Raw genomic sequence first — 18,440 nt, forward strand, 5'->3', positions numbered from 1 at the left:
ATGCTGCCGATGCCGCTGCTGCGAACGGTGATGCTGCCGATGCCGCTGCTGCGAACGGTGATGCTGCCGATGCCGCTGCTGCGAACGGTGATGCTGCCGATGCCGCTGCTGCGAACGGTGATGCTGCCGATGCCGCTGCTGCGAACGGTGACGCCGCCAACGGTGCCGCTGCCAACGGCGATGCCGCTGCCGCCGCCACCGGGTACGACACGTCCGGGTACGGCATCCGCGACGACGGATGCTTCCCGGACACCTGTGGGAAGCACGACAACCACGGTAAGCACGACAGCCACGGTAAGCACGACAGCCACGGCAAGCACGACAACCAAGGCAAGCCCGGCAAGCACGGCTTGCACGAGTGGATCGCGCACCTTCGCCCCTGAGTGAGTTCCTCCCCCCGCAGTTGGTGGGAGCAGCGGTCGTGTGTGGGTCCCTTCGGGTGCGCACACGGGTGGTTGCCCCCACACGTCAGTAAGACGGGTGGCGCGCGGCGAATCGTCGTCGATTCCGTCGTGCGCCACCCGTGGAAGCAGGAGAAGCAGGTGCAAGCAGTCGGTGTGGGAAGGACCGGGTGGGGCCGTGCTGGGCGGCGTTGAGTCGACGAATGTGAAGGAAGCGCAGCGGACCGGCGCTGAGCCGGCAGCACAGGACGATGGTGGGGGACCGCGCAGGGCTCGTGGGATTTCCGGGCCATCCGGCCTGCTGGCCGCGGGGACGGGAGCCGCGGTCGCCCTGTGTCTGGCCATGACCCTGGTCCATGTGGTCCTGGTGTTTCTGTACGTGGCGCCGCCGAACGCCATCTCCAAGGCGTACCACGACCAGGTCAACGCATGGGTCCGGCCCATGTTCGAGCAGAATTGGCGGCTCTTCGCCCCGAATCCCCAGTCGGTCAACCGGCAGATCTCGGCGAGGGTCAGGCAGAAGGCACCGGACGGCACTGCAAAGGTGAGCGGCTGGGTCGATCTGACCGCCATGGACGATGCCGCCGTCAAGCACAACGTGTTCCCGAGCCATACGTCCCAGAACATGCTGCGCCAGGCTTGGAATTCCTACCTCAAAACGCACAGCATCGACGACCGGCCGCAATCGGATCGGGCTGTGATGATCGAGAAGTACCTGCGCAACATTGCAGCGGACCGCGTCGCCGCCCAACGTGGCGGCACGTTCGACTCCATCCAACTGCGGGTGATCACGCGGCCCATCGCCGCTCCCCGCGCAGCGGACGGACCCCGCCCGGTCGCCGCACCGGTGCGCGCCCATACCCGGTCTCTGCCCTGGTGGAAGGTGGCCTCGCATGGAAACGGCTGATCAGGCACAGGTCGCGGCGCCCACAGCGTCCCGAGGCACTACCGAGCGGACGGCCGCACGCATCATGCAGCAAGTGATCGGCCAGGTCCATGCGTTCCTCGTCCTCCTGACCGAGCGACCGGTCTCCCTGTATGCGGCGGCGATGCTGCGCATCGGGTACGGGCTGCTCTATCTCGTGTTCCTGCTCCGCGAGTTCCCCCACCGCAACGAGATGTGGGGCCCCGGCTCGCCATGGACGCCCGCGCTGGCCAGGCAGGCGTTCGACCAGAGCGGGTGGGTCAGTGTCCTCACCCTGTCCGACAGCCGGGTGTACTTCGAGGTCTGCTACGCCGTGGCTCTGGTCACGTGTGCCCTGTTCCTGCTGGGCTGGCGGACGCGGGCGGTGTCCGTGCTGTTCGCGGTCGTGGTGGTGTCGTTCCACGCCAGGGCGCTCTTCATGGCGGACGGCGGGGACAACCTCATGGTCCTCATGGCCATCTACCTCGTCTTCACCGCGTGCGGCCGGCGCTGGTCCCTCGACGCGCGCAGGACCCGGCTTCAGGCCTCGGCGCGCACTGCGACAGGTCCGCGCGGCGACGGTCTCCGGCACCAACTCGGCGACGCGCGCGCCATCTTGACCACCGTGCTGCACAACTGCGGCATGTTCGTCATCGCCGCCCAGGTCTGCTTCCTCTACGCATGCGCGGGCCTGTACAAGGTGCAGGGCCTCAAGTGGGCCGACGGGACCGCGCTCCACTACGTCATGAACATCGACCTGTTCCGGCCCTGGCCCGAGTTGTCTCAGATGATCGAGGGGCATCACGTGCTGCTCGCCGTCGTCGGGTATCTGACGGTGCTGGTGCAGGTTGCCTTTCCGTTCGTCCTGTTCGGCAGGCTCAAATACCCTGTCCTGATCCTGTTGCTGGGTATGCACGTGAACATCGCGGTGTTCATGGGACTGCCGATCTTCTCCGGCGCGATGATCGTCGCTGATGCCGTGTTCCTTCCGGACCGCTTCTACCGCGCCGTGGGAAGCCTGGGAGGGCGCCTCGTCCGGCGCACAGGACTCACTGGAGCGGAAGCCGCGCCCGCGACATCACCCGCCGCGGTACCACCGCAGCCGGGACCGGCCACCGACGCCAACCCACGCAAGACGAGCCCGTTGTCCTGAAGGTCCGCGACGAACAGAAGAGCCTCGGGCCTTCCGGTCCCTCGTTTCCCGCGCCGCGGCAGGCGACAGGATGACGGTCCGATTACGACTGGCGTGAGGGCCGCTCCCCGGCTCCGAACACCTCGTTGAGAAGGCGTGAACTCGTACTTCGACCACGAATCGATGGTCCCCGTTCCATGGCTGTTGGGTGCGTACTGGCTCGACTCGCCCATGCATGACGACAGCGAGTGCGGCCTGTGCGGACAACTGGGACGAGGGAACGCCCTCGACCGGGAACCCCAGGTGGGTGCCGCCGACGAGCGGGGTAAACGTTCCCGCCCCGCTCGTGCCTGCCGTGCCGGGGCTCTGGCATGTTGATCAACGCGGCGGTGCGGCGTGTGATGCTCGGGTTCGCCGCCGCTGCGATCATCGCCGGCGCCCTGTCCGCCGTGCTGGCTTGAACCTGCGGACGACACCCCGGTGACCTGGTGACCTGACCCGTGTGGGCACGCGTCGGCGGGCAGGTCAGTCCGGCTGGTGCTCGGGGCCGCCGAAGTCGGGGCTGGAGAAGTCCGGGCTGGTGAACGTCGGGCGCTGGCCCGTGGCCCTGCCCTCGGCCGGGCTGGAGAAGTCCGGTCCGCTGTAGCCGATCTTCGGAATGCGGCTCGCCGGGCGCACGGGCTCCGTGGGCGAGGGAGCGTTGGCCGCCGGGTCCGCCAGTGCGGCTTGCAGGAAGGGCACGACGCCCCGCTCCAGCAGGGCGTCGCACCAGGCGTCCCTGGCGAGCCGGACCTCCTCGGGCAGTTCGTCCGTCGGAGTTCCGTCCGCGACATGGCTGGCGCCGTTGCGCAGGGCGGTGAGCAGCAGTGCGACGGCGGCGACGAGGATGCCAGCGGCGGTCAGCGCGCCGAAGACCCAGCCGGCGGAGATCAGCGTGTCGGCGATCGAAGGTACCGGGCTGAGCATCTTCAGGATGTAGCCGGTGAGCAGGAAGATCGCTGCGGCGGTGCCCGCGAGGAGCGGCGCCAGGACGGCGATGACGGCCGCGAAGCCGGCGCCGGTCTCCGCCGCTTCGCCGATGGACGGCGTGAGCACGGTTCCGTGGGCGGAAACGCCCGCCGCGGGCGCGCGCATCCCCGCGCGGACCTTCACGTAGTGCTCGTACTCGGCGGCGGCCGAGGCGGTGATCAGTGCCGTCGCGCTCAGTGCCATCGTGCGCAGCTGTTCGGTGTTGAGACGTGCTCCCACGTCGGCCGGATCCGGGCGTTCATGGGCGTCGCGCAGTGCTGCGTCGAGGACCCGCTCGTAATCGGCACGGTCCTCGTTCAGCAGGTGCGGAGCGCTGTTCATGTGCATCCCCCGATGCTCCGTAGGGCCGGATCGCCCGTAGGTACCGGGCAGTTGGGCGGAAACGGAGGAGAGCCTGCTACGGATAAGCCGATGGTAGAGCGGTTACGGCACAGGGTGACAGGGGGTTTCCGTAAATCGCCTGTGGTGAACCGGCTCAGCCCTGCAGGGGAAGCTGCTGGACAAGAAGCTTTCCGGCCATGGTCACGCCGCCGTCCATGGCGATGGCGAGACTGTCCGCGTACACGTGCGGGCCCTCGACGACAGGGCGGTCGCCGTCCTCGCCGTCCTCGGTGCCGACCTCGCCGAGCAGATACGGAATCGGGCTGTGGCCGTGGACCACACGCTGACCGCCGTAGGCGGCGAGGAGTTCGCGCACGGCCTGGGCGCCGCCTTCGTCGCGGAAGGCGAAGCGCTTGGTGAACTTGCGGAACAGGTCCCAGCACTCGTCGGCGTCGTTACGGGTGAGGATCGCGTGCACCGCGTCGTTGACGTCCTCGATCGTGGAGCCGTATTCGAGGTAGGCGGTCGTGTCGGAGTGCAGCAGCAGATGGCTGTCCTCCTCCACGACGGCGTCGAGCCGGGCCATCCACTGCAGATGTACGTCCTGCAGGCGGTCCATGTCGTGCTTCTGGCCGCCGTTGAGAAGCCAGGCGGCCTGGAAGGTGGCGGTGCCCGCACCGGAGTTGACGGGGGTGTCGCCGAATCGCTTGGCGCCGAGCAGCAGCAGCTCGTGATTGCCCATGAGCGCCTTGCAGTAGCCGCCGGCGGCCGCGGCCTCCGCGGACAGCCGCATGACGAGGTCGATGACGCCGATGCCGTCGGGCCCACGGTCGGTGAAGTCGCCGAGGAACCACAGGCGGGCGTTGCCGGCGGACCAGCGGCCTTCGATGTCGATGAGGCCCTGCGCGGTGAGGGCGGCGACGAGTTCGTCCAGGTAGCCGTGGACGTCGCCGACGACGTAGAGGGGGCCGAGACCGTCCGGAGCCGGTTCGTCGTCCGTCTCGACCTTGACCTGGACGGTGTCGCCAGGGCCGCCGCGGCTGATCACCGGCAGATCGCGGGCGGTGGGGGTGTAGCCCTCCGGCGGTTCGCCCTCGGGGAACGCGTTCCCCGGGTGGCCGGAACGGCCGGGGTCCACGGACTCCGACTGCACGGGAACCTGCGCATACGGCGGTACGCGGAAATCGCGCAGCGTCGCCGTCCGCACCACGGGTCCTTGACCGGCCCCCTGTGTCATCGACCCCTCCACCACCGTCGCGCCGCCGTTCACCTCTCGGCCCAGCCTGGTCGGGGTGGTCCGCGGTGTCGTTCGCCCATCATAGGAATGAGCTCGGCAGTGTGTGACGCACCAGGGGTGGTGAATCCTGCTGCACCCCTGGTTCGTCGACCCTTTCGTCCCTATTGGGAAGGTCTAGTCCTTCGCGGGAGACCGCGGCGCGCTCACGGTGGTGCGCGGTGGCCGGCGTTGCGAGGACGTCCTGACGATCAGCTCGGTCGGTATCACCTGTTCGACCGGCCGGTCCTCGTTGATTCCCTCGATGGCGTCGATCAGAAGCTGGACCACTGCTGTGCCGATCCGGCGGGGTTTGAGCGAGAGGGTGGTGATGGGCGGCTCGGTGGCGGCGTACACCGTCGACTCGCTGCAGCACACGAGCAGCAGATCTTCCGGAACCCGCAGGCCGTAGCGGCGGGCGGCTGCCAGCAGATCGGTGCCGTTGGGGTCGAAGAGGCCGTAGACGGCGTCGGGTCGGTCGGGTCGTGCGAGCAGACGGTCGGCGGCGACGGCGCCGGCGCACGGGTCGTGGGCGGGATAGGACTCGTAGACCGGGTCCTGGCCCACGCGCTCGCACCAGTTGAGGTACGCAGTGGTCGACAGCCGGGTGTAGGTGTCGGTGGTAGTGCCCGTGAGCAGGCCGATCCTGCGGGCGCCGGCGGCTGCGAGGTGGTCGAGCAGGTCGAGTACGGCGGCTTCGTGGTCGTTGTCGACCCAGGCGGTGACCGGAAGGGTGCCGGCCGGGCGGCCGTCGGACACGACGGGCAGTCCCTGGCGGACCAGCTCGGTGACGACGGGGTCGTGGTCGGAAGGGTCGATGACGACGGTGCCGTCGAGTGCGACGTTCGACCAGACGTCATGGCGTGAGGTTGCGGGGAGAATGACGAGGGCGTAGCCCCGGGCGAGCGCGGCCGAGGTCGCGGCTCTCGCCATCTCCGCGAAGTACGCGAATTCCGTGAAGGTGAAAGGTTCATCCCCGTACGTCGTCACGGTGAGGCCGATTAAGCCCGATTTCCCGGTACGAAGCGTGCGGGCCGCGGCGGAAGGGCGGTAGCCCAGCCGGTCGGCGACCTCACGGACGTGCCGACGGGTGGCGTCCGGGAGTCTGCCTTTCCCGTTGAGCGCGTCGGAGACAGTTGTGATGGAGACTCCGGCTGCGGCGGCCACGTCCCTGATGCCCGCGCGCCCTTGCCGGCTGCCCCGGCGGGATGTGTCCGTCCGGCTCACCTGGTGCTTCCCTGCTGCTGTCATGGCGAGCCGATAGTAGGGCTCGCGTGGTGGGTCTGGCCGGTCGCATATGCACGCATTGACAGGCACGTTTTTGCATGATCATTAGAGCCGAAACCCCGTGGAAAACAAGGGAGTTGGGGCTACCTGGCGGAAAGTTTCGGGTATCCGGTGGTGCGGGCCTGCTGAATGGCTCAGGTTGCGAAGAGGTCTCAACTCACCACTACGAGGGACGCGCGCCACGGCGCGAGCCACCGGCGCGCGCCAGGGTGGAGCGCTCCCCCTCACCTTTTGCCCGGCCATTCGCAGCGGGCGCGAATCCTCATAAGGTGAGGAGTATTGATGCGAGGTACCGATGTGCATGGACGGTCGAGGAGGACCTGCGGTGAGCGAGACGAGCCCCAAGCTGCGCGCCGAACTGGACGGCATCCCCACGTACAAGCCGGGCAAGCCGGCGGCTGCCGACGGCCCGGTCGCCTACAAGCTCTCCTCCAACGAGAACCCGTATCCGCCGCTGCCCGGCGTCATGGAGAGCGCGATGGCCGCGGCGCAGAACTTCAACCGCTACCCCGACATGGCCTGTACCGGCCTGATGAACGAGCTCGCGGAGCGGTTCGGGGTCCCGGTGTCCCACCTGGCGACGGGGACGGGCTCGGTCGGCGTCGCCCAGTCGCTGCTCCAGTCCACCTCGGGGCCCGGTGACGAGGTCATCTACGCCTGGCGTTCGTTCGAGGCGTACCCGATCATCACGCGGATCAGCGGCGCGACGCCCGTGCAGGTGCCGCTCACCGCGAACGAGGTGCACGACCTGGACGCGATGGCCGACGCGATCACGGACAGGACCCGGCTGATCTTCGTCTGCAACCCCAACAATCCGACCGGCACCGTGGTGCGGCGCGCCGAGCTGGAGCGTTTCCTCGACCGGGTGCCGTCGGACGTGCTGGTGGTGCTGGACGAGGCGTACCGCGAGTTCATCCGTGACGTCGACGTCCCCGACGGCCTCGAGATCTACCGCGAGCGGGCCAACGTGGCGGTGCTGCGCACCTTCTCCAAGGCGTACGGACTGGCCGGGCTGCGCGTCGGTTTCGCCGTCGCCCATGAGCCGGTGGCCGCCGCGTTGCGCAAGACGGCGGTCCCGTTCGGTGTCTCCCAGCTGGCGCAGGACGCCGCCGTGGCGTCCCTGCGTGCCGAGGACGAGCTGCTGGGGCGGGTCGGCTCGCTGGTGGGTGAGCGCGCCAGGGTCCACGAGGGGCTGGTCGGGCAGGGGTGGACGGTGCCGGAGACGCAGGCCAACTTCGTCTGGCTGCGGCTCGGGGAGCACACGCTCGACTTCGCGGCCGTCTGTGAGAAGGCCGGCGTCGTCGTGCGGCCGTTCGCGGGCGAGGGAGTGCGGGTGACCATCGGCGAGTCCGAGGCCAACGACCTGTTCCTGCACACCGCGGAGACGTTCCGCAAGGCGCTTCAGGGCTGACCGGCGGCAACGTCCTCCATCCGGATGGGATCGCCGGGGCGCACGGTGGCCAGCAGGCGAGGGTCACCGTCGATCCGGCCGAGGACGTTGCACGGGCTTGCCAGGCGGCACTCCTGTCCGCGCGAGATCGGAGTCGGTCCGTAGGGCAGGGCGAGCGCGTCGCCGTCGGTCCAGAAGGCGACCGTGCCCGGCGCCACCACCTGGCGGGCTTCCGGTTCCGGTGCGGGGGAGACAGGGGTCTCGAAGTAGACCTCCTCTCCCCACGTCCGAGCCGTGGCGGAGAAGGGGAGAACCTCCATGAGCGCCGTGCTCGTGGGGGTTTCCTCGATCGTGGCGGTGACCTGGCCCGCCGGCCAGGAGATGCGTATCTGCATGCCTGGGATTCAACAATATGTTGAATCCCAGGGGAAGCCCCCGACTGAAATGGGCCCCCCGGTAGGGGCTGCGGATTTCGTGTGCGCCATAATGCTTGTGAATGTGAACGCGTTCACAAGCGCGTCCTGGTTTCTCCCGTAAACGGGTGAGCAGTCCAGGGCGAGCGGCCGCGGTGACCACGGCGATGTAAGGAGAAACGACGTGGACCTGAACCTGGCTCTGGCGCCGGAGACCTTGGCGCGCTGGCAGTTCGGCATCACCACCGTCTACCACTTCCTCTTCGTACCCCTCACGATCTCCCTGGCCGCGCTCACCGCCGGTCTGCAGACGGCATGGGTGCGGACCGAGAAGGAGAAGTACCTCAGAGCCACCAAGTTCTGGGGCAAGCTCTTCCTGATCAACATCGCCATGGGCGTGGTGACCGGGATCGTGCAGGAGTTCCAGTTCGGTATGAACTGGTCGGACTACTCGCGCTTCGTCGGCGACGTCTTCGGCGCACCGCTCGCCTTCGAGGCGCTGATCGCGTTCTTCTTCGAGTCGACCTTCATCGGCCTGTGGATCTTCGGCTGGGACAAGCTGCCCAGGAAGATCCACCTGGCCTGTATATGGATGGTCTCGATCGGCACCATCCTGTCCGCGTACTTCATCCTCGCGGCCAACTCCTGGATGCAGCACCCGGTCGGCTACCGGATCAACGAGGAGCGCGGCCGGGCCGAGCTCACCGACTTCTGGTTGGTCCTGACCCAGAACACCGCGCTCACCCAGTTCTTCCACACCATGACGGCGGCCTTCCTCGTCGGTGGTGCGTTCATGGCCGGTATCGCCGCCTTCCACCTCGCGCGCAGGAAGCACATCCCGGTGATGCGGACCTCGCTGCGCGTCGGCCTGGTGACCATCGCGGTCGCCGGCCTGCTGACCGCCGTCAGCGGTGACCTCCTCGGCAAGGTGATGTTCAAGCAGCAGCCGATGAAGATGGCGGCCGCCGAGGCGCTGTGGGACGGCGAAGCGCCCGCGCCGTTCTCCGTCTTCGCCTACGGCGACGTCGACGCGGGCCACAACAAGGTGGCCATAGAGATCCCGGGCCTGCTGTCGTTCCTGGCCAACGACGACTTCGACTCGTACGTGCCCGGCATCAACGACGTGAACAAGGCGGAGCAGGAGAAGTTCGGGCCCGGCGACTACCGGCCCAACATCCCGGTCGCCTACTGGGGCTTCCGCTGGATGATCGGCTTCGGTATGGCCTCCCTCGGGATCGGCCTGCTCGGCCTCTGGCTGACCCGCAGGAAGTTCCTGCTGCCACCGGCGCTGCGCACCGGTGAGGACGAGGTGCCCCATCTGGTCCTCTTCAGGAACAAGGCCCTCGGCCCCCGCTTCGCCCGGTGGTACTGGCTCGTCGCCCTGTGGACCATGGCCTTCCCGCTGATCGCCAACTCATGGGGCTGGATCTTCACGGAGATGGGCCGTCAGCCATGGGTCGTGTACGGCGTGCTCCGCACGAGTGCCGCGGTCTCCCCCGGTGTCTCGCAGGCCGAGGTGATCACCTCGATGACGGTCTTCACCCTCCTCTACGCGGTGCTCGCCGTGATCGAGGTCAAGCTGCTCGTGAAGTACGTCAAGGCCGGCCCGCCCGAACTGACGGAGGCCGACCTCACCTCGCCCACCAGGATCGGCGGCGACGACCGCGACGCCGATCGGCCCATGGCCTTCTCGTACTGAGACGCCGTACTGAGACCGCTGAGGAGCTGTTGAGGCATGGAACTCCACAACGTCTGGTTCGTACTCATCGCCGTCCTGTGGATCGGCTACTTCTTCCTGGAGGGCTTCGACTTCGGGGTCGGGGTACTGACGAAGCTGCTCGCCCGGGGCCGGACCGAGCGCAGGGTGCTGATCAACACCATCGGGCCCGTCTGGGACGGCAACGAGGTGTGGCTGCTGACTGCGGGCGGCGCGACCTTCGCCGCGTTCCCCGAGTGGTACGCCACGCTGTTCTCCGGCTTCTACCTGCCGCTGCTGCTGATCCTCGTGTGCCTGATCGTGCGCGGGGTCGCCTTCGAGTACCGGCACAAGCGGGACGGGGAGCGCTGGCAGAGCAACTGGGAGCATGCGATCTTCTGGACCTCGCTGCTGCCCGCCGTGCTGTGGGGCGTGGCGTTCGGCAACATCGTCCGCGGTGTGAAGATCGACGAGAACAAGGAGTACGTGGGCGGGCTTCTCGATCTCCTCAACCCGTATGCGCTGATGGGTGGGCTGGTCACGCTGGCTCTGTTCACCTTCCACGGCGCGGTGTTCGCCGCGCTGAAGACGGTGGGGGACATCAGGGTGCGGGCCAGGGGGCTGGCGCTGAAGCTCGGAGCGGTCACTGCCGTGCTGGCGTCGGCCTTCCTGATCTGGACCCAGGTCTCCCGTGGTGACGGGTCGAGCCTGATCGCCATGGTGATCGCCATCGCGGCGCTGGCCGGCGCCGTCGGTGCGATCCGGCTGGGGCGGGAGGGCTGGTCGTTCGCCCTGTCGGGGCTGACCATCGCGACCGCCATGGCGATGCTGTTCCTGACGCTCTTCCCGAACGTCATGCCCTCCACGCTGGACGCGAGCTGGAGCCTGACCGTCACCAACGCCTCGTCGAGCCCGTACACCTTGAAGATCATGACCTGGCTCGCGGCTGTCGCCACGCCTCTGGTACTCCTCTACCAGGGCTGGACCTACTGGGTGTTCCGCAAGCGGATCGGGACGCAGCACATCGCGGACATCCACTAGCGGGGGATGTTTCACGTGAAACCGATAGACCCCCGCCTGCTCCGGTACGCCCGGGCCACTCGCTGGTTCCTGGCAGCTGTCGTGGTCCTCGGCCTGGTCGGCGCGTTGCTCGTGATCGCTCAGGCGATGCTCATCGCAGAGATCGTGGTCGGCGCCTTCCAGCAGGGCCTGTCCACCGACGGACTGTCGATGCCGCTCGTTCTCCTGGTGGCCGTTGCTGTCGGCCGGGCCGCGGTGTCCTGGCTGACCGAACTGGCGGCCCACCGTGCGAGCGCCGCGGTCAAGTCCGAGCTCCGCGGCCGTCTGCTGGAGCGGGCGGCCGCGCTGGGGCCGGGATGGCTGAGCGGGCAGCGCAGCGGTTCGCTCGTCGCGCTCGCGACGCGCGGAATCGACGCCCTGGACGACTACTTCTCCCGCTATCTCCCGCAACTGGGACTTGCGGTCGTCGTGCCCGTCGCCGTGCTGTCCCGGATCGTGACCGAGGACTGGGTCTCCGCCGCGATCATCGTGGTCACGCTGCCGTTGATCCCACTCTTCATGGTGCTGATCGGCTGGGCCACCCAGTCCCGGATGGACCGCCAGTGGCAGCTGCTCTCCCGGCTCTCCGGCCACTTCCTGGACGTGGTGGCCGGACTCCCCACGCTCAAGGTGTTCGGCCGGGCGAAGGCGCAGGCGGAGTCGATCCGTGTGATCACCTCGCAGTACCGGCAGGCCACGGTCCGTACGCTGCGGATCGCTTTCCTGTCGTCCTTCGCCCTGGAACTCCTGGCCACGTTGTCGGTGGCACTGGTGGCAGTGACCATCGGCATGCGCCTTGTCCACGGCGAACTCGATCTGTACACGGGCCTGGTGATCCTGATCCTCGCGCCCGAGGCGTACCAGCCGCTTCGCCAGGTCGGCGCGCAGTACCACGCAGCGGCCGAGGGCCTTTCGGCCGCCGAGGACATCTTCGAGGTGCTGCGCGCGCAGCCGCGGCCCGCAGGCGGCGGACCGGCTCCGGACGAATTCCGGCTGGAGTTCGACGCCGTGACCGTGCGCCGTGCGGGGCGCAGCGAGGCCTCGCCGTTCCGGACGTCGCTGGTGGTCCGACCCGGCGAGACGGTGGCGCTGGTCGGGGAGAGCGGGGCCGGTAAGTCGACCCTGCTCGATGTGCTGATGGGGTTCGTCGAGCCGACCGAGGGGCGGGTACGTATCGGGGGCACCGACCTCGCCGATCTCGATCCGCACCGCTGGCGCGAGCAGATCGCCTGGGTGCCGCAGCGCCCGTACCTCTTCGCGGGCTCGATCGCGGACAACGTACGGCTGGCGCGTCCTGAGGCGGACGACGCGGCGGTGCACGATGCGCTACGGGAGGCGGGGTCGTACGACTTCGTCGCCGCACTCCCCCGGGGGGCGGACACCGAGCTCGGCGAGGACGGAGCGGGGCTCTCCGCCGGTCAGCGGCAACGGCTCGCGCTGGCACGGGCGTTCCTGGCCGACCGGCCGTTGCTGCTGCTCGACGAGCCGACCGCGGCACTGGACGGGGAGACGGAGGCGGGCATCGTCGAGGCGGTGCGACGGCTGGCGAAGGGGCGCACCGTCCTGCTCGTCGTCCATCGGCCCGCACTGCTTGCGGTGGCGGACCGGGTGGTCACACTCAACCTCTCCGGGATCAGTGCCGACTCCCCTCCGCGGAACGCCGCGGCGCCGACGGCGGCACCGGTCCGGTCGAACGGGACCACCGAGGACGTCCCGCTCGTTGTGCCGGCGTCCGCCCCGGGCACCCCCCGGTCACCGCTGCTGCGGGTCCGCGCGGCAGCGGACGGGCTGCGCGGCAGGCTCGCCCTCGCGCTGCTGCTCGGCGCGCTGGCGCTCGGATCCGCGGTCGGCCTGATGGCCGTGTCCGGCTGGCTGATCTCGCGGGCGTCGGAACAACCGCCCGTGCTCCATCTGATGGTGGCCGTGACGGCGACCCGGGCCTTCGGCATCGGGCGGGCGGTGTTCCGGTACGCGGAGCGGCTCGTGGCCCACGACGCCGTGCTGCGGATGCTCGCCGAGATGCGGGTCGCCGTGTACCGCAGGCTGGAGCGGATCGCCCCGGCGGGACTGCGCCGAGCTCGCCGCGGCGACCTGCTCTCGCGGCTGGTCGCCGATGTCGACGCGCTCCAGGACTACTGGCTGCGCTGGATGCTTCCCGCGGCGGCGGCCGCTGTCGTCGGCGCGGGTTCCGTGGGCTTCACCGCATGGCTGGTGCCCGAGGCGGGCGCTGTCCTGGCCCTCGGTCTGCTGGCGGCCGGAGTCGGCGTGCCCCTGCTGAGCGGACGGTTCGCCCGGCGTGCGGAGCGTCAACTCGCTCCTGCGCGAGGAACGCTGGCCACCACGGTCGCCGATCTGCTGCGTGGCACCGCCGAACTGACCGTCGCGGGAGCACTCCCGAGGCGGCTGGCCGTGGCACGTGAAGCGGACGCGGGACTGACCCGTATCACCGCCCGAACCGCGACTGCCACAGCGCTCGGCGGCGGACTCTCCGCCCTGATCTGCGGGCTCACGGTGGCGGGTGCCGCGCTCACCGGCGCCCAGGCGGTGGGAGAGGGCCGGCTCAGCGGTGTCTGGCTGGCGGCCGTCGTCCTCACACCGCTCGCCGCCTTCGAGGCTGTCGCCGGTCTGCCGCTCGCCGTGCAGTACCGGCGACGGGTCGAGCGCAGCGCGGAGCGGGTGCACGAGGTCCTCGACGCACCGGTTCCCGTGCAGGAGCCGCCGAGTCCGGCGGCGCCGCCCACGACCGCCTTCCCGCTGGAACTGCGCGGGATCGGGGCCCGGTACGCAGAACAGGAGCGGGAGGCGCTGAGCGATTTCGATCTGACTCTCTGGCCGGGGAAGCGGGTCGCTGTCGTCGGCACATCGGGAGCGGGAAAGACGACGCTCGCGCAGGTGCTGCTCCGCTTCCTGGATGCCGACTCGGGCACGTACACGATCGGTGGAGTCCCCGCGGACGCCATGGACGGCGACGCGGTACGGCGTTTCGTGGGACTGTGCGCCCAGGACGCCCACCTCTTCGACAGCTCCGTGAGGGAGAACCTGCGGCTCGCCCGGCCGGACGCGACGGACGAGCAGCTCAGGCACGCACTGTCGGAGGCACGGCTGCTCGACTGGGTCGAGAACCTGCCCGAAGGTCTCGACACGCTCGTCGGCGAACACGGTGCCCAGCTGTCGGGGGGCCAGCGTCAGCGGCTGGCTCTCGCCCGGTCCCTTCTCGCCCGTTTCCCGGTGCTCGTCCTGGACGAACCCGCCGAACACCTCGACCTGGCGACGGCCGACGCGCTCACCGCGGACCTGCTGGCCGTGGCCGGGAGCCGGTCGGGCGAGGGGCCGGCCACCGTACTGATCACCCATCGGCTGCGCGGGCTGGATGCCGTGGACGAGATCGTGGTGCTGGAGGCCGGGCGCACGGTGCAGCGTGGCACGTACGAGGAGCTCTCCCTCGTCGATGGGCCGCTGCGATCGATGCTGCTGCGGGAGAGGGCCACCGACGACCGCAGTTCCCGACTTTCTCTGCCAAATACGCCTCATTAGGCTCGGGTGCATGACCGTGTCCTCGCCGCAGGAGCCGCCGGATGCCGCCGCACAGGCGGCGACACGCAGCCTCCAGGGCCTGTCCACCGAGCTCACCGCCCGGGTGCCGCAGTTGCTCGAGGCCATGCGCTCGATCGGCACAGGGCTGGAACTGCACTCGACGCTGGACCGCATCTGCCGCACCGCGGCCGAGCTGGCGGACGCCCGCTATGCCGCGATCGGGGTCGTGGACACCGAGGGCGACGGACTGTCCGACTTCGTGACGTACGGGGTGGACGAGGAGGTGGCACGGGCGATCGGGCACCGGCCGGACGGCCGTCGCGGGCTGCTCGGTGCGCTCATCCACGACCCCGCGCCGCTGCGGCTGGCCGACCTGACGGCCGACCCGCGCGCCGCCGGATTCCCCCCGGGCCACCCGCCCATGCGGACGTTCCTGGGTGTCCCCATCCGGGTCCAGGGCGAGATCTTCGGCAACCTCTATCTGACGGAGAAGACCGGCGGGGGCGAATTCGGCGACTACGACCTCCACATGGTGCGGGTGCTCGCCACCGAGGCAGGCATCGCCATCGGCAATGCCCGGCTGTACGAGGCAGCCCGGCAGCGCGAACGCTGGATCGACGGTTCGGTGGCCGTCACCACCGCCCTCCTCTCCGGCGGCGATGCGGACGACGCGCTGTCCGTCGTCGCCGAACAGGCCCGGCGTCTCGCCGACGCGGCTGCCGGGATCGTGCTCCTGCCCGCCGAGGGGGGCGGTCTGGAGATCGTGGCCGTCTCCTCCGACCGGCCGGCCTCGTCCCTGGGCGTGGTGATTCCACCGCACAGCCCCGTCGTGGCACGACTGCTGGCGGGCGAGCCGGTGTTCGTCACAGACGCGGCGTCAGATCTGCGCATGGTCAGCAGACTGGCGGGGCAGTTCGGGCCGAGCATGCTGCTGCCGTTGCAGAGCGGGGGCCGTGTCCTCGGCGCGCTCGCCATGCCGCGAGCGCCGGGGGCGCGCCACTTCTCCGAGTCCGAACGCACCCTGGCCACGCAGTTCGCCTCCCAGGCCGCGCTTGCGCTGATGATGGCGGAGGCGCAGCGGGACAGGGAACGGCTGGCCGTCTTCGAGGACCGCGACCGGATCGCCCGCGATCTGCACGACCTCGTCATCCAGCGGCTGTTCGCCACGGGGATGATGCTGGAGAGCGCGCAGCGGCGGTCTGTCGTCCCGGCCGTGCAGGAGGGTGTGGGCAAGGCGGTCGACGAACTGGACGTGACCATCCAGGAGATCCGCACCGCCATCTTCGCGTTGCAGCAGGGTCCGGCGGAGGCACCTTCCGGGCTGCGCACCCGGGTGCTGCGCGAGATCAACATGGCAGCGGTCCCGCTCGGCTTCAAGCCCGGGCACCGTTTCGTCGGACCGGTCGACGCGGTGGTCGGCGAACTCACCGGCAAGAACCTGATCGCGGCCCTGCGCGAGGCGCTGTCGAATGCGTTCCGGCACGCGGGGGCCTCCCGGATCGACGTGGTCGTCGATGCCACCGTGTCGCTCCCCGACGGCACTGCAGGGGTGCGGATGACCGTCGCCGACGACGGGGTGGGCATCCCGGACGGCGGACGCCGCAGCGGACTGCGGAATCTGGCGCGGCGGGCCGAGTCGCTCGGCGGATCGAGCGGCAGTGGACCGGGGATCGGGGACGAAGGCGCGGGCACGACGGTGATCTGGGAGGCGCCGTTGTAGCTCGAGTGCGGCGGCTTCTGCGCCAGTTGGCGGTATGGGACAGCACCGCGCCGCGCGTGCGCGCCGGACTCGGGTGACGATCCGAGAATGTGCTGGAAACACCGCGACAGGCTACTCATCGTCCCCGTGGTGCTGTGCACGCTCCTCAGTGTGCCGGCGCCTTCCTTGGCGTCCGCCGGCACGTGGCCGGCGATGGTCGTGGCCGACGAACCGGAGCTGCACGCCGTGCCGCTGCCGGACGTCCCGCCCGTTCCCGACGCCGATCTACCGCCGCTGCCCGACATCTGGCTGCCCGGTGCCCCGCAGCCGGACACTCCGGCCGTCGGCGGACCGCAGCCCGACGACCCGGCCCCCTACGTACTGCCGGACCCCGCCCCCGCCCCCGCCCCGGGGCCGGACAAGCCGCAGTCCCCGGCCGCGGCGCCCGACGTGCCGGCGCCGCCCGTCGCGGTCGAGGTCTCGCGGCTGTATGCGGAAGCGGCCAAGGCCACCGAGGTGTACGAACAGGGTCGCCGCGCCGCGGACGCTCAACTGGCCGAGGCGCAACGGCTCCAGGACAGCCTGGCGCAGCAACGGGAGCGGCTCGGCACGATCCACGACGACATCGGCGGTGTCGCACGGGAGCAGTACCGCAACGGCGGCTCACTGCCGCACGCTGCCCGGCTGCTGCTCGCCGACAGCCCCGATGCCCTCCTGCGTGGCTACCAGGTGGCCACACAGGCGGAGTCGGCGGTCAGCAGGCTGCTGGAGCGGGCACGCCGCGCCGAGCTGCAGTTCGTCCGGGCCGAGAAGAAGGCGCGCGGCATCTGGCAGAAGCTCGCCATGCGCAACGCGCAGCTCTCGGCCGTCAAACAGGGCATCGAGACGAAGCTGGAGACCGCGCAGTGGACGCTGCAGAGCGAGGCGGAAACCAGTGTGACGGCCGGAAAGTGCGCGGGCGCCGTGCGGCTGGAACAGCCCGCGGGCTGGCAGGGGCCCGAGTGGGTCACCCCGGTGGAGGGCTACAGCCTGTCGGCGAGCTACGACAGCGCAGGTGAGCGCTGGGCGCACCGGCACACCGGACAGGACTTCGCCGTGGGCATCGGTGCTCCGGTGCGGGCCGTCGGTGCGGGCCGAGTGGTGTCGGTGTCCTGCGGCGGCGGGTTCGGCATCGAGATCGTCGTCCAGCACCCTAACGGCTACTACTCGCAGTACGCGCACCTCGCGGCGGTCACCGTCGACCAGGGGGAGCAGGTGCGTACCGGCCAGTGGATCGGCCAGGCCGGTACGACGGGCAATTCGACGGGGCCGCACCTGCACTTCGAGGTGCGGCTCACGCCGTACATGGGTTCCGCGGTGGATCCGGTGAACTGGCTGAGCGAGCACGGTGTGCCGCTGTGACCCGGTGCCGGTCCGTCAGCTCTTCTGCTCGGTGTGCCGGGCGAGGAGCTGTTCGATGATCACCGCGACGCCGTCCTCGTTGTTCGCGACCGTTCGCCCCGAGGCCGCGGCGATCACGTCCGGGTGGGCGTTGCCCATCGCGTACGACGTCCCGGCCCAGGTCAGCATCTCGACGTCGTTCGGCATGTCGCCGAAGGCCACGACCTCGTCGGAGGAGATCCCGCGCTCGGCGCAGCACAGGGCGAGGGTGCTGGCCTTGCTCACGCCCAGGCCGCTCACCTCCAGCAGTGCGGTGGGGCTGGAGCGGGTGAAGGAGGCGAGGCCCCCGGCGGCGGTACGGGCCAGGGTGAGGAAGCCGTCGGGTGTCAGCTCGGAGTGGTGCGCGAGCAGCTTGATCACGGGGGCACCCTCGCCGGGCTGCGCCTCGTGGAGGAGCTTTTCGGCCGTGGCGACGGTCGCGCCGGGGTCCAGGTGGAACGGCGGGTAGTCCGGCTCGTAGTGGATGCCGGTGGTCAGCTCGACGGCGAACGAGGTGCCGGGAGCGGCAGCCCGCAGCGTCCGTACGACGGCCAGCGCGGTGTCCCTCGGCAGATCACGGACCTGCAGCAGCTCTCCGCCGGCGTGCAGGTCCACCACGGCCGCGCCGTTCGCGCAGATGGCGAGCCCGTGGCCGTGCACATGGCTACTGACGACATCCATCCAGCGGGCCGGGCGGCCGGTGACGAAGAACACCTCGATCCCGGCCTCCTCCGCGGCGGCGAGTGCGGCGATCGTCCGGTCCGAGACGGACTTGTCGTCGCGCAGCAGGGTGCCGTCGAGGTCGGTGGCGATCAGCCGGGGACGGGCGGGCAGGGGGCTGGGGTCGGTAGCTGAGGTCACCGTGACATTCTCGCGTACCGGG

14 protein-coding genes are annotated in these 18,440 nt (G+C 69.8%); 8 read left to right on the forward strand and 6 right to left on the reverse strand.

Features of this window, described 5'->3' with window-relative positions:
• A partial coding sequence (locus tag AC067Z_RS23140) for a hypothetical protein (RefSeq protein WP_478791481.1) occupies positions 1-371 on the reverse strand: 371 nt, incomplete at its 3' end.
• A 208-nt stretch (positions 372-579) separates the two neighbouring features.
• On the opposite strand from AC067Z_RS23140, the gene AC067Z_RS23145 reads away from it, so the two are divergent.
• Both AC067Z_RS23145 and AC067Z_RS23150 read left to right on the forward strand, forming a co-directional pair.
• Entirely contained in the window at positions 580-1,308 is a 729-nt protein-coding gene (locus AC067Z_RS23145; protein ID WP_478791482.1) for a DUF5819 family protein, read from the forward strand.
• Between the two features lie 64 nt (positions 1,309-1,372).
• Complete coding sequence (locus AC067Z_RS23150) at positions 1,373-2,458, forward strand: HTTM domain-containing protein (RefSeq protein WP_478791629.1); 1,086 nt, start codon at positions 1,373-1,375, stop codon at positions 2,456-2,458.
• A 504-nt stretch (positions 2,459-2,962) separates the two neighbouring features.
• On the opposite strand, the gene AC067Z_RS23155 is transcribed toward AC067Z_RS23150, so the two are convergent.
• From AC067Z_RS23155 to AC067Z_RS23165, 3 genes are all read right to left on the reverse strand, one after another.
• The gene (locus AC067Z_RS23155; RefSeq protein WP_478791483.1) at positions 2,963-3,793 is read right to left on the reverse strand and encodes a hypothetical protein; all 831 of its coding nucleotides are present in this window, start codon (positions 3,791-3,793) and stop codon (positions 2,963-2,965) included.
• A 148-nt stretch (positions 3,794-3,941) separates the two neighbouring features.
• Complete coding sequence (locus tag AC067Z_RS23160; protein WP_478791630.1) at positions 3,942-5,039, reverse strand: metallophosphoesterase; 1,098 nt, start codon at positions 5,037-5,039, stop codon at positions 3,942-3,944.
• Positions 5,040-5,198: 159 nt separating this feature from the next.
• The gene (locus AC067Z_RS23165; protein ID WP_478791484.1) at positions 5,199-6,311 is read right to left on the reverse strand and encodes a LacI family DNA-binding transcriptional regulator; all 1,113 of its coding nucleotides are present in this window, start codon (positions 6,309-6,311) and stop codon (positions 5,199-5,201) included.
• Between the two features lie 361 nt (positions 6,312-6,672).
• Between AC067Z_RS23165 and hisC the strand changes: the two genes are divergently transcribed.
• Positions 6,673-7,758 carry a histidinol-phosphate transaminase gene (hisC, locus tag AC067Z_RS23170; RefSeq protein WP_478791485.1) on the forward strand — a complete coding sequence of 362 codons (1,086 nt, stop codon included), beginning with the start codon at positions 6,673-6,675 and terminating at the stop codon, positions 7,756-7,758.
• On the opposite strand, the gene AC067Z_RS23175 is transcribed toward hisC, so the two are convergent.
• A complete protein-coding gene (locus AC067Z_RS23175) occupies positions 7,749-8,132 on the reverse strand; it encodes a cyclophilin-like fold protein (protein WP_478791486.1) in 384 nt (127 codons plus the stop codon). The genes hisC and AC067Z_RS23175 overlap by 10 nt on opposite strands.
• A 208-nt stretch (positions 8,133-8,340) precedes the next feature.
• Between AC067Z_RS23175 and AC067Z_RS23180 the strand changes: the two genes are divergently transcribed.
• From AC067Z_RS23180 to AC067Z_RS23200, 5 genes are all read left to right on the forward strand, one after another.
• Positions 8,341-9,849: a cytochrome ubiquinol oxidase subunit I gene (locus AC067Z_RS23180; RefSeq protein WP_478791631.1), complete on the forward strand. Its 1,509-nt coding sequence runs from the start codon at positions 8,341-8,343 to the stop codon at positions 9,847-9,849.
• A 36-nt stretch (positions 9,850-9,885) separates the two neighbouring features.
• Positions 9,886-10,887 (forward strand): cytochrome d ubiquinol oxidase subunit II, encoded by a 1,002-nt coding sequence (gene cydB, locus AC067Z_RS23185; protein WP_478791487.1) that lies wholly within the window; start codon positions 9,886-9,888, stop codon positions 10,885-10,887.
• A 15-nt stretch (positions 10,888-10,902) separates the two neighbouring features.
• A complete protein-coding gene (gene cydD, locus AC067Z_RS23190; RefSeq protein ID WP_478791488.1) occupies positions 10,903-14,439 on the forward strand; it encodes a thiol reductant ABC exporter subunit CydD in 3,537 nt (1,178 codons plus the stop codon).
• A 10-nt stretch (positions 14,440-14,449) separates the two neighbouring features.
• A complete protein-coding gene (locus tag AC067Z_RS23195; protein ID WP_478791489.1) occupies positions 14,450-16,159 on the forward strand; it encodes a GAF domain-containing sensor histidine kinase in 1,710 nt (569 codons plus the stop codon).
• 150 nt (positions 16,160-16,309) lie between these two features.
• Positions 16,310-17,539: a M23 family metallopeptidase gene (locus tag AC067Z_RS23200; RefSeq protein WP_478791490.1), complete on the forward strand. Its 1,230-nt coding sequence runs from the start codon at positions 16,310-16,312 to the stop codon at positions 17,537-17,539.
• Between the two features lie 15 nt (positions 17,540-17,554).
• On the opposite strand, the gene AC067Z_RS23205 is transcribed toward AC067Z_RS23200, so the two are convergent.
• The gene (locus AC067Z_RS23205; protein WP_478791491.1) at positions 17,555-18,418 is read right to left on the reverse strand and encodes an HAD family hydrolase; all 864 of its coding nucleotides are present in this window, start codon (positions 18,416-18,418) and stop codon (positions 17,555-17,557) included.
• Positions 18,419-18,440: the final 22 nt, after the last annotated feature.

The organism is Streptomyces sp. NPDC043812 (assembly GCF_056436245.1).